The organism is Lentimonas sp. CC4, from assembly GCF_902728235.1.
Lineage (GTDB): Bacteria > Verrucomicrobiota > Verrucomicrobiia > Opitutales > Coraliomargaritaceae > Lentimonas.
Genome location: NZ_CACVBO010000001.1, coordinates 3,163,382 through 3,175,947, shown reverse-complemented (window position 1 = coordinate 3,175,947; position 12,566 = coordinate 3,163,382). Strand labels below are relative to the sequence as shown.

The 12,566-nt window shown below is 49.0% G+C and carries 10 protein-coding genes; 9 read left to right on the top strand and 1 reads right to left on the bottom strand.

The window, feature by feature from the left end; genetic code table 11:
* Positions 1-64 precede the first annotated feature (64 nt).
* Positions 65-1,630, bottom strand: coding sequence for a 4-alpha-glucanotransferase (gene malQ, locus GZZ87_RS13545; RefSeq protein WP_162025794.1), 1,566 nt, complete (start codon positions 1,628-1,630; stop codon positions 65-67).
* A gap of 211 nt (positions 1,631-1,841) precedes the next feature.
* Between malQ and GZZ87_RS13540 the strand changes: the two genes are divergently transcribed.
* The 9 genes from GZZ87_RS13540 to GZZ87_RS13500 are packed head-to-tail and all read left to right on the top strand — an operon-like array spanning position 1,842 to position 12,421.
* On the top strand, positions 1,842-2,141 hold the full coding sequence (locus GZZ87_RS13540; RefSeq protein ID WP_162025795.1) for an STAS domain-containing protein: 300 nt from the start codon (positions 1,842-1,844) through the stop codon (positions 2,139-2,141).
* A gap of 14 nt (positions 2,142-2,155) precedes the next feature.
* Complete coding sequence (locus GZZ87_RS13535; protein WP_162025796.1) at positions 2,156-3,259, top strand: hypothetical protein; 1,104 nt, start codon at positions 2,156-2,158, stop codon at positions 3,257-3,259.
* Positions 3,260-3,273: 14 nt separating this feature from the next.
* Complete coding sequence (locus GZZ87_RS13530; protein WP_162025797.1) at positions 3,274-4,479, top strand: glycosyltransferase family 4 protein; 1,206 nt, start codon at positions 3,274-3,276, stop codon at positions 4,477-4,479.
* Positions 4,476-5,654, top strand: a complete 1,179-nt coding sequence (locus tag GZZ87_RS13525) for a WecB/TagA/CpsF family glycosyltransferase (protein ID WP_162025798.1) — start codon at positions 4,476-4,478, stop codon at positions 5,652-5,654. Before GZZ87_RS13530 ends, GZZ87_RS13525 begins: the two co-directional genes overlap by 4 nt.
* Positions 5,651-6,811 (top strand): glycosyltransferase family 1 protein, encoded by a 1,161-nt coding sequence (locus GZZ87_RS13520; RefSeq protein WP_162025799.1) that lies wholly within the window; start codon positions 5,651-5,653, stop codon positions 6,809-6,811. Before GZZ87_RS13525 ends, GZZ87_RS13520 begins: the two co-directional genes overlap by 4 nt.
* 25 nt (positions 6,812-6,836) lie before the next feature.
* Positions 6,837-8,822, top strand: a complete 1,986-nt coding sequence (locus tag GZZ87_RS13515) for a hypothetical protein (protein ID WP_162025800.1) — start codon at positions 6,837-6,839, stop codon at positions 8,820-8,822.
* Positions 8,819-9,838 carry a polysaccharide biosynthesis/export family protein gene (locus GZZ87_RS13510; RefSeq protein ID WP_162025801.1) on the top strand — a complete coding sequence of 340 codons (1,020 nt, stop codon included), beginning with the start codon at positions 8,819-8,821 and terminating at the stop codon, positions 9,836-9,838. The genes GZZ87_RS13515 and GZZ87_RS13510 overlap by 4 nt, the downstream gene beginning before the upstream one ends.
* A complete protein-coding gene (locus tag GZZ87_RS13505) occupies positions 9,838-10,917 on the top strand; it encodes a polysaccharide biosynthesis/export family protein (protein ID WP_162025802.1) in 1,080 nt (359 codons plus the stop codon). The genes GZZ87_RS13510 and GZZ87_RS13505 overlap by 1 nt, the downstream gene beginning before the upstream one ends.
* Entirely contained in the window at positions 10,910-12,421 is a 1,512-nt protein-coding gene (locus GZZ87_RS13500) for an oligosaccharide flippase family protein (RefSeq protein ID WP_162025803.1), read from the top strand. Before GZZ87_RS13505 ends, GZZ87_RS13500 begins: the two co-directional genes overlap by 8 nt.
* Positions 12,422-12,566: the final 145 nt, after the last annotated feature.

Sequence of the window (12,566 nt, the reverse complement as noted above, 5' to 3'; positions counted from 1 at the left end):
AAACAAAACCTTAGAGGCAATCGCACAGGCAGCAATCCCTGTGTCATGTGAATGCTAAAACCTCCTAATAGTCCGGATACGCGAGGCCTGCGCCTGCTGCGGAGCGGCCGTAGTCTTGCATCAAGTCTTTTAGATAGTCGGAGCTCTCTGCTTGCAGAGCATCCAACTGTTCGGGGGCGTAGCGCCATTGCCAATTGCCCATCGGGGCGCCGGGTGTGTTGATGCGAGCCTCTGAGCCGAGACTTAGCAAATCCTGCAAGGGCACGACCGCTAGATGCGCAGCGGACTGTATCGCTGAGCGCACGAGATCCCATGAGATTGCTTCGCCGGATACGCGTAAATAACGACGCAGGTAGTTCTTTTCTTCAGAGTCGTCTGCTAAGCCGCGATACCAGCCAAGGCTGGTATCATTGTCGTGCGTGCCGGAGTAGGCCACGCAGTTACGACTGTAGTTGTGTGGTAAATACGCATTGCCGGCATCGCTACCAAAGGCGAACTGCAAGACTGCCATGCCGGGCAAGCCGGTGGCCGCGCGTAGCTCGTTGACTTCGTCGGTAATCACACCGAGGTCTTCGGCCACGAGTTTGGCATCAGGGCAGGCCTTCTGTATTGCTTTGAACAACTCCAAGCCTGGGCACTTGATCCATTTGCCATTGCGGGCGGTCGTTTCAGTGGCAGGCACCGACCAGTAGGATTCAAATCCTCTGAAATGATCCAAGCGGACGATATCATAAAACGCCAAGTTGGCTTTGATACGCTCAATCCACCAAGCGAAATTCGTGTCTTGATGCACCTTCCAGTCGTAGAGTGGGTTGCCCCAAAGCTGTCCATCCTCGGAAAAGTAGTCGGGCGGCACGCCGGCAACGGCCTTCGGCTTGCCATCCACACCAAGCTGGAAGAGGGCGCGGTTCGCCCATACATCAGAGCTATCCAGCGCGACGAAAATCGGTGCATCTCCAAGGATTTCGACGCCTTTACTCGCGGCGTAAGCACGTAGCTTGGCCAACTGGCCGTAGAACATGTATTGATAGAAAACGTGCGCTTCGGCGTCCTCTAGGATTTCAGCGGAGAGCTTGTTCTTACGTGCTTTTTCCGCATCGCGGAAGGCAGCAGGCCATTCCAACCAGCACTTACCATCGAAGTGAGATTTCAGGGCAAGGAATAGAGCGAAGTCTTCGATCCATGCAGACTGTGCCTTGCGGAAGGCTTTGATACTCCCGTAGCCCTGGAAATGGTCAGCGCCTGAGCATTTGAAGCGGTCGTAGGCCTGACGGATGATTGGCCAGAAGGCACCATAGAGCGCGCCATAATCGACGTGATCCTTTGGCAACGCATTCAGTGGCGCCAGTTCATCGGCATGAATGAGGCCTTCAGCGACTAAAGGGGCGAAATCGATAAAATACGGATTACCTGCAAAAGCGGAGAAGCATTGATAGGGCGAATCGCCGTAGCCCGTCGGGCCGAGCGGGCAGATCTGCCAAACACGCATGCCCGCAGATTCCATAAAATCGATATAGCGATACGCGGCCGCACCGAAGTTGCCAATGCCTGTATCGGAAGGAAGCGAGCTGACATGTAGAAGAATGCCGCTAGAGCGTGTATTGAGCCAGTTGTAGAGTGGTGCAGTCATAATTATTTAGCGAAACAACAAATAGATAAGTTTGAGCGTAGCAACACAGATTAATGATAAGGCGTTCAACATCGAATCATATTCCACTATGAAAAAAACGTTTGTTATTAGAATAGCCGATGAAGAATACTAAAATCCGGAAATACTCCCTTTTGGTATTGCATAAAACAACACCGGAAATTACTATTTTAAAATAGAAAACACTTGAGCCATGATTAGCACTGATTACACAGATAGCACCCTCGAAGTTACCTTAGAAGTAGAAGCCTTAGATGCTTCGAATGCCACGACGATGAAGTCTTTATTCAGCGAGCTGGATTTAAAAGGACGTGAGCGGGTGATTGTTGATATAGAGCAGGTTCAATTTATCGATAGCTCGGGTATCGGAGCACTTCTCAGTTTCTACAAGCAAGTAAATCAAAGATTAACTTTGCGTAAGCCAACCCCGACAGTTCTAAGCGTGTTAGAATTACTGCGCCTGCACCGTATATTGGAGATCGAGCCTGATTGATCGACCCCGAGTCAATGAGTGCGCCCCAACCATTGCCTGATTTGCCCAACTTTCCCAATGTCTTAAATATTGCGTTGGAAGAACACTTTGACCGCACGCGTAGACGGTTCTCAGATCTGGGAAATGAAGCGCCAGAGGCTATTTTTTTAGGCGGTGGCTATGGCCGCAGTGAAGGGGGAGTCGCAACCGACGCGCAGGGCCAACCAGCATTTTTCAACGACTTAGATTATTTTATTTTCACCAAGGATCCGAACAATCCAGTGCTAAACGATGCGGTGCATCGCTGGGAGCGTGATGAAAGTGAGATTCTTGGGATTGACGTGGAAGGCAAATGCTTACCGCGATCTGATTTAGAGGCGACACCAGGTTCGATGATGTTTTATGACTTGGTTGCAGCGCATACCCAAGTGATGGGACCTGATGACTATTTGACGGAGTATAAAGCTCTAGCACGCTCGGAAACGATTGAACCGATCGAAGCGACTCGTCTTTTATGGAATCGTGGTTCGGGACTCTTCTTTGCCAAGGCTGACCTTGAGCAGGCAACCAATTTGAGTGTGGTGCACCGCAACCAAGCAAAGGCCAAACTTGCCTTGGGTGATGCATTGTTAACGATTCGTGGCAAATATCGTCCTTATGTCCGTGAGCGTCAGCAAGTCTTACGTTCAGAAGCGAGCATCGATCCTCGTATCGTCGCGTTGCACGAGGCAGGCACTGCCTTTAAGTTACGTCCGACTGTGGCACCATCCATCGAAGAGTTGCGCGCTACTCAACTCGAATTGACCGAAATCTGGCGCACTTGTTTTCTTGAAGTTGAAACAAAGCGTTTGAGTCACAGTTTTGAAGAAGCGAATGCCTATATTCACTACCGCGGCAAACTTTTCACCGAGACGAGCAGCTTAAAAAACCTTGCACTTTCGGTTCGGGATCAAATCAAGCGAGGCGGTCATTTATCGCCACGTAAAGATTATCCACGCGGTTCGCTACAACGATCCTTGTTATGCTTGCTGTCAGAACCTGTCGATTTCGACACAGCTGGCAGACTCCTAGGAGCTGCGCTACCTGATTTGCAAACCGCAGCCCATCACTATACGAAGTGGTGGACTTACTATAGTTAGCAGTTACCCCAACAATGCCGTCCAAACCCCGTATCTTTTTCTTCATGCCCTACATCCCGTTTCCAGTGGATCGGGGCACCTATCAGCGTGTGTATCACCTGTTCGTCGAGCTCTCGAAGTCTTTCGACATTGATCTGGCGTGCTTGCAAGAGGACTCCTCGCGCACGATGGCACCTTTTGAGGAGTTCACGAGTCGGCGTTTGGCGATTCCGTTTCAAAATGCGCCATGGCAAAAGCTGGTTCCTGACCGCTTACTCAACCCTCTACCTACAACGGTTCAACATTGGCAAGCCGAAGGAGTCGCCGAAGCTTTGAGCAAGTTTGTAGAGGGGCAGAACTATGATCGAATTATCTTCATCGATCTCGTGCTCTGGCCTTATATAAAAGAGCTCTTCCCTAAACATCCCTCGGTTGTAATGGATCGTAGTCGAGTGGATTGGCTCTTCCAGTCCGAGGAGCTTAATACGCTTGAGATCGGTCTCAAAGAACGACTGCTACGTAAGGAGAATCTACTTAAAATTGCCCATTTGGAGCGTGAAGTGTATGCTAAAACAGCTGGCATGGTCGTATGCGGATGGGATGATCGCGATTTTTTACAAAGTAAACTAGGAGAGTCTGACAAAATATTTGTTTTGGCGAATGGTTTTAACGAAACCTTCTTCGATGCTGAACAGCACCCCAGACAGACCACAGATACACCTACTTTATTATTTTGCGGTGCTTTAGATTACTCACCGAATGTCGACGCGATCAATTGGTTTGCCGATGAAATTTGGCCTCTGATTCGACAGGAAATGCCCGAGGCGGTTTGGCGAATAATCGGTAAATCACCGGACGAGCGCTCCGTTCGTTGGGGGCAGTTGGAGGGCGTTGATTTAGTGGGCGAAGTGCCCGATGTGCGCCCTCATTATCAGTCCTGTTGGATACAGGTCGTCCCACTTCGAATCGGCGGTGGCACACGGCTGAAAATTGTGGAATCCCTCGGTATGCGCTGCCCCGTGGTATCGACGACTTTAGGCGCTCAGGGACTAGACTTACCCCCAGATGAAGCGATATTACTGGCCGACTCGCCACGTCAGTTTGCGGATGCAGTGGTTCGTTTACTGCGCGATGCTGATTTAAGGGCAATGCTGGAAGGCAAGGGCTTAGAAGTGGTGCAAGCAAACTACCGCTGGGAGCAACTCGGCCGAAAATTAACCACACACTTGAAAGCCTTATGAGCAAGTCAGACCGAGACGTCGCGTTTCTTTTAGGTTTACCGTTTCATGTCATTACCATGGATGAGACGATTGATGATGCGATCGTTACGGTGGAGCAGGCGACGCCCGCGTATTACATCACTGCCAATGTGGACTTTATCGCCCAAGCCTACGAAAATGAACCGCTCAAGGACATACTGTTTCATGCAGATCGAGTTGTCTGCGATGGCATGCCGTTGGTTTGGCTCTCGCGCTACTTCAAGCCAGTTCTGCCAGAGCGAGTGGCTGGCTCAGACATGGTGTTTCGTCTATTTGAACAAGCCGATCGACACGAGTGGAAGGTTTATTTTCTCGGCTCAGATACAGAAACCCTTGAGGCAACTCGAACGATTCTTAAACAGCGTTATCCGAAGATGGAGGTTGTGGGCACTTTTTCGCCTCCGTTTGGCCCTGTTGAATCTTGGCCCAACGAAGCCATCGTGGCTGACGTTCAACAAACGAAGCCTGACCTATTACTCGTGGCTGTAGGCTGCCCGAAGCAAGAGTATTGGATTTCTAAATATTACAAAGAGATTGGCGTGCCGCTGTCCATAGGCATTGGTGCGTCATTGGACTTCATTTGTGGCACTCAAGTGCGTGCGCCGGTGTGGATTCAAAAAATCGGCATGGAGTGGTGCTGGCGTATGTTGAGCGATCCTAAGCGACTCGCGAAGCGATATGCTAAGGATCTCTATTATTTGGTCGTCATGGCCAATCGCCAGCGCAAGGTGACTCACCGAGATTCCAAGGTTTCGTCGATGGCTGGAAGTGATCAAGTAGTGAATACTTCGCACGCCCCTGTGGAGGTTTCGCATACTGATGCGCAGTGGATCAGTTGGTCGGGGGCAGCTGAGCGTGGCGTTTTGGATTCACTCGAACGACCGGCCGATATTTCGAAAGCCGTGTTTCTTAATCTGTCTGCAGTTACGTTTATGGACAGCTCAGCGATTGGTTTAGTTGCGAAAATCGCTCGCGATGCTCGTCAAGCCGATGTAGCGTTCGGTATTCTGCAACCCGCAGATGTTGTCGTAAAGATTATTGAGGCAATGCACTTGTCTGCACAGTTCCCCGTCTATTTCGAACAAAGTGAAGCGCTCGATGCACTTCGTCAAAAACTTGAATCTGCCATTACCACGAGCCCAGCAACCGCCTCATGAATCAGCCTATCAAAATATTACTTTCGGCTGGCATGATTCAAAAAGGATTATCTGGAGTGGGGCGCTATGTCGTTGAGCTAGCCAATCGTATGCGCAAATTTGATACGATCGAGTTGCACCTCGCCGGTTTTGATTCAGATCGTCACCTCTTTCCTGAATTTGAGGATTCCCGTTGGCTCTCCATTCCTGAAGGCGCAACATCTGGCATCAAGAATGTGCTCTGGCACCAAATCAAATTACCGGGGCTCTTGAAGCAACAGTCGTATGACCTGCTGCATATTCCCAGTTACCGGCGCATCGTGGCGCGTTCACCAATTCCACAACTGGTTACGATTCATGACTGTGCGCCATTTCGTTTGAGAGACAAATACGGTGCGCTACGAGGCTTGTTTGGGCGTCAACTGTCACCTTGGTTAGCCCGTCGCTGCGAAGCAGTGATTAGTGTCAGCCATTTCACGAAACAGGATCTGCTCGAATTCTATAAACTACCAACCGATATGGTTGAGGTGATTCATAACGGACTCAGTCATGATATCTATCGTCCGCAAACAGACGAAGCTTTAAGCAAATTTCGAAAGACCCACGGCTTAGAGCAACCTTACTACATTTTTGTTTCACGGCTCGAGCATCCAGGTAAAAACCATGTGCGCCTAATTGAAGCGTATGAAGCATTTCGTAAGAACTGTGACACGACAATTCAACTTGTGCTCGGCGGTGCTCGATGGCATGGCTCTGAAGTCATTGAGAAACGTGTCGAGGACTCTCCGTATGCTAAGGATATCATCCTGCCTGGATTTATGGATGAGGCTGAACTGCCGCTGTGGTATGCTGCTTCAGAGGCACTCATATTTCCTAGTCTCATCGAGGGGTTTGGTTTGCCTGTCGTGGAAGCCTTGGCTTGCGGCGTGCAGGTGGTCAGTTCCAACAGCGGGAGCCTTCCCGAGGTTGGTGGAGATGCCGCTATTTATTGCGATCCAGAGTCGGTGCCTGCTATCACGAGTGCCATACAAAAGCTGTATTCACAAACTTCTGAGCAGGCTCAGGGTCGAATTGACACAGGCAAGCAGCACGCTGGTTCATTTGATTGGGATATTGCAGCAAAGCTAACTTGCAAGAGTTACTTTAATACGCTTAATATGAGTGAATTTGCTGATTAGCAGCTAAAGAGAACACACCTATTAAATGAGCCAATCCTCTCGAGTATCTCCTGCTATTTTCCGATTCCCGATTCCGATTGATCCGCTCCGTTTACTGTATGGTATACGTCAGCGCTGGTTGTTTTTTGTTGTTTTGCCGGTTGTATTGGGACTTTCAGGGTGGTTTTTGGGCAATACTCAAGCGGAAAACCGCTATTCTGTATCGATGCAGCTGATCAAGTCTGAAGTCGCCAATACCGTGCAGACGAGTGAGTCGGGACAAGCATTCAAGCCTCGTGACTTAAGCGACGATACGCTGCTTTCAACGACGTATTCGACAGCAGTCCTTCATGGCACAGCAGCGAGGCTGGATCCACCACGGAGTGCAGGTCAGGTGAAGTCGATGGTTGAAATTGCGAAGCAACGGAACACTTCGCTCTTTTACCTCACGGCTCACTCACGAGTTAGTCCTGAAGATGCGATCAACACTGTGACGATTTGGGCGGATGAAGTGATCCGTTTTACCAATGATCTGCAGCGTGAAGAAGCGCGGCAGATGGAGAGTTTTATCTCTGAGCAACTCGACGCAATAGAGCTGCAGCTAGAACAGGCGAATCGAAAGATTTTGGAGTTTGCACGCGAAAATAAATTTGTAGATGTCGACCAGCAAACACAATCGAGCTTAGCAGCATTGGAGAATCTTCGCAGTCGCCTCGCAAATGCAAAGATTGAGCTGAAGACTAAGGATGTTCAGATCAGCCGCTATCGACAAGAGTTGCGTGCGCAGAGTCCTCTAGAAGCAGACTTGAAGAAGAAGCGCGAAGAATTAACCTATTTACGAGGTCGCTACACCGATGAGAATCCGATGGTCAAAGAGAAGCTTTATGGGATCGAATACATCAATGAGCAGCTCGGAGCTGCTGAAGATTCAGGCATTGAAGACCTTAAAAACTTCACCGGAAGTGACCTAGGTAACAACCTGTATTTAGAAATTATTACCTTACAAAATGAGAAAACATCATTGGCCCATATGGTGGATGATTTAACTCTTCGACTCGTTCAGCGTGAAGCCGAAATTGCTGATTTACCTGAAAAAGCCCTGAGGCTTTCCGAGTTAAAAAGTCACCGTAATTTGCTGATCGACGCGCAAGCGCTGCTTGATAGCCGACGCAAAGAAGCCGCATTTTACGAAACCAAAGCCCCGGGCTATTGGCGAATTTTTCAAACTCCTAGTGTTGATGAGGTGGCTGTGAGTTCACAAAATGTGAAAGCCTTACTTCTTGGGTTTGTGGGGGTGTCTGGCGGCCTATGCGTGGCCTTGTTGACTGCAATATTTTGGGAGTTACTACAATCCGGCTTACGCACGCCATTGGAGGCGGCAATCGCAACCGCAACGCTCCCGATCTTTAATTATGTGACTCAAGACGCCGAACTACGCTCGTGGTGGACGCGACACTTGTTTCCTCAAAATGAGTCCGCTCTGAATGAGCGCGCGTTGAAGGCATTTTGGTTGACGCACGCCATCACGGGGGAGGGCACTGAACGTAAACGCTTTCTATTTGCGCATACGGAGGTGGGGTCGAATGAATCAGTTTTTTGGCAGGCCTTATTGGATCTGATTCAAGCTGAAGGTCAGTCCGTAGTGTTCTATAATATTGATGACTCTGAAGCACCTGATATTGCTGCGTTAGAAAAACATCCAGCAATTGATCAGTGGGCGCATTCGTTAGATGAAAGCCCTAACAGTGAAGAGAGCTTAGTGTTCATTCGACTCGTGCACTCACCCAGTCTGCAGGATATTAGAGAACTGCGCGAGATGGATGCCTATTATTTGTTGAATTCACCGAGCTGTGCGGGACGAGATACGACTCGGCATAAAAGTGATCTGTTGCGCAAACTGTTTGGAGTGGCCAATGGTATGTTGATCATTGACGCCGCAGCAGGACGGACGCTGCCCCGTATCGTTAAGAAAGTCGAACTGATCGCTCTCAACAAATGGTCGAACCGATTAATGGAGCAAAGCGAGTCATGAGGTTATATCTGCGAATTGCTTTTCTTGCCGGTCTTTCGCTTCTCTTCGGGGCAGTCACTGCCGAAGAGGCCGTGGAGCAGAATGAGCCAATTTCTTGGCGAGAACGCTATACTTTAGGACCAGGAGATGTTGTGAATATTCGTTTCTATGGTCGTGGCGAACTGGATCGTCCAGGTGTGCGAATCGCACCAGATGGCACCATTAGTTATCTCGAAGTCAACAGCTTGAAAGTAAATGACCTTACGATCGATGAACTACGCGCGACCCTCGAGACAGCACTCAAAGCGTATCATCGCGATCCACGCTTGATCATTACGCCATGGGAACTGAAAAGTAAGCGTTATGTCATACTCGGCAAGGTCATGGACAAGGGAGTCTTCACTTTAGATCGGCCCATTACTTTACTCGAAGCGATTGCTCGCAGTCGTGGGATTGAGACTGGGCTCTTTGAGCAGTCTACGGTCGAGATTGCCGACTTACATCGCTCGTTCATAATCCGTAATGGCAAGCGCTTAGATGTGGACTTTGTTAAATTGTATTTTGCGGGTGATTTATCGCAAAATGTTTTCTTGGAGCCGCAGGATTACATTTACCTAGCGTCTAATCTATCGAGTCAATACTTCGTGTTTGGTTCAGTGGCAAACCCTGGTTCACAGGGTTTTACCAACCGTGCCAGCGTCATTTCTGCAGTGACACGGCGTGAGGGCTTTACCGAAGGCGCATGGCGAGACCGAGTGCTGGTCATTCGGGGTAGTATGAGCAATCCTGAACTCTTTGTTGTCGACGTTAAATCGATCCTTGCAGGCACTCAGGTTGATTTTCCGTTAGAACCGGGTGACATCGTTTATGTAAATGATCGACCTTGGTATAAAGCAGAGCAAATTCTGGACACTGCGATGCAGAATTTCCTCAGAAGTGCGGCAGCAAGTTGGACATATGAAAATATACCAGATGCGATCGGTAGCCCATGGTTTAAGCGCACGGGGTGGAGACCGCCGGAGGACGACGACGAGTAATGCGTTATATTATCATACTTTTTTGCGTTCTATTGGTCATTGTCTCGGGGTGCCGCCACGAGGTGGATCGCGAAGAGTTTGATCCTCGTGATTTAGACGCAAGCTTGTTGCATAAAGAGGCATTTCATACACTTGAAACGAAGCGTGAGTTGAATCCTGCTTGGTTACATCCCAGCGAGGCCGCATATCAGGTTGGAGTTGGCGACTGGGTTGAAATTGAAATTACGGGTGTGAATGGGAGCCGTTCAGAAACCTTCGTCATGCCAGACGGGCGGGTCTATTATGACCTCGCAGGGGGGATTAAAGCTGACGGGTTGACTGTCAAAGAACTGAGTCATGCATTGGAAACAGCACTACGTCGTGACTACTCGAGTCCCCGTGTCAATGTCACCCTGCGAGAAGTGCGCAGTCGGCGAGCTTGGCTACTGGGGCGCTTGAATAAGCCAGGGTTATATCCTTTGAGTCAGCCGACCACCATCTTGGAGGGTATTTCGCAAGCTGGCGGCTTATTCACCTCACGCTTTAGTGGTTCGACTGAGGAACTCGCTGATTTAGGAAATAGTTTTGTGCTCCGAGATAGCCAAGTCTTGCCAGTTGATTTACTCGCTTTGATTAAACAAGGCGACATGAGCCAGAACATTTACCTAGAAGATGGTGACTACGTTTACTTGCCTTCCTCGCTCTCGCAGAACGTGCATGTGTTAGGCGCAGTCATGCAGCCGAAGGCGATTGGATATAAAGATAAAATCAATATTGTATCGGCTATTGCTGAAGCCAAAGGGCCACATCCCGATGCGGATTTAGATCAAGTGCTGATCATACGTGGTTCTTTAGCAGACCCTAAAGTTGCAGTGATCGACTTCAACGCCATCGTAGCGGGGCAGGCCACCAACGTTGAGCTTAGGCCCTTTGACATTGTATGGGTTCCTGATCGGCCCTTTAAGATCTTAGAACGATATTTCTGGGTCGTGTTTGATGCCGCGGCGACGACCATTGCGGTGCGTGAAGGTGCAAACGCGGTTGAAACCTCCGGCGATGATGAAGGCCCAGGTGTAACTATTCCAATTGGCAATGACTGAACAAAATACAGTAGAACCACCGATCTGGAAGCGTTATTTTTGGCGTAATACTGCAAGCAACTATATCCGGACAATCACACGCCTGTTGTTAGGTCTGATTCTCTTTCGTATGCTTTTCAGTGGACTATCGGCGGCAGAGTTCGGCTTTTGGTCATTGCTCTGGTCGCTCTTTGGCTACGGCATCTTGCTGGACTTTGGCTTTGGCTTCACGGCACAAAAGGCGGTCGCAGAAAAAAGCGTTAAAGGGGAGTGGGCTGAATTGAGCCGACTGCTGAGCACGATGCTTTGGACCTTTGTCGGACTCGCTGTAATCCTAGGAGTGGTCTTTCTATCCATCCGTGGGCTGTTTCTGCACGCAATCGAAGTGCCTGATGCAGATTACGCGATGTATAGCTTGTCGTATATCATCTTTTTTGTCGGTCTGGCGCTAACTTTTCCATTCGGTCTGTTTCCTGAGGTGCTACGCGGTCTGCATCGAATCGATATTGCAAATTGGCTGAATACCGGATCGGTCGTCTTAAATTTTATTGGTATCTCGACCGCACTTTACCTAGGTGCTGAATTTCCAGTCATCGTATTAGTCAGTGTGATTACGACCTTACTGCCGAATGTGGGGGCGCTGTTTGTGGCGATGCGTCGACTTCCAGAAGTTACACTTTCACCACGTTTGTTTGATTGGAGCGTGGTTAAATCGCAGTTGGGCTTTTCAATCGCAGCTTACCTCATCACTTTTAGCAATCTACTGATGGCCAAGAGTGACCAAGCAGTGCTTGGATTTACACTTGGAGTGGGGGTGATTGCGGCTTACCAAGCTGGCTATAAAGTGGCAGAAATGCTGAACCTTTTTACGATCCAACTACAGGATGCGCTCAGCCCGGCTGCCGCACACATGAACGCTTCTGGTGATAATGAGGGGCTGCGCGAGTTACTTCTAAAAACATCAAAGCTGACATTTCTGATCACGACGCCACTCTATGGTTTGTGCGCAGTATATCTTGAGCCTTTAATCCAGCTATTGACTGGGTTGGCAACGGTTGAGCCTGACACTATACTTGTCGGACATATCCTTCTCTTTGCGGTCTTCTCTTCTCAACTGACGAATAGTTGCACCAAGCGTATTCTCATGATGTGTGGGTATGAGAAAAAGCTGTTGGGGTTATCGCTCTTAGACGGTCTCGCGAACCTCGTCCTCAGTCTCATTTTAGCTTTTAGCTTCGGTATCGTGGGCGTTGCAATTGGCACTTTAATTCCGACAGTGCTGGTAGGCTGGCTGTTTGTTTTGCCCATGGCACTGCGCTATTTAGATCTTAGGATCATGCACTATGGGCAATTTATTTTAAGCACCGCGGCACCCATTGTTCTGTTTGCCGCTTGCCTAGCAGGCACGGTTTATTTTCTGCCGATGCCTGCTGAAGGCGGTTTTATCGCTTTGGCCATTCGGGGCAGTCTTTCAGCGGGCCCCGCCTTTTTGTGGATTGTTATTCGGGTTAAAAAATTAATGTAACTATTACAAAAAGATCCTGCAATAATTACTGATCCGATTTGATTAATGATTGCTAATAGATTATTATTATTTTTAATTAACTGGCAGACAGGCGCTTGCGAATTTATCGAAATAATTGGCACGGAAAACGTTAAGAGTAGAGTCA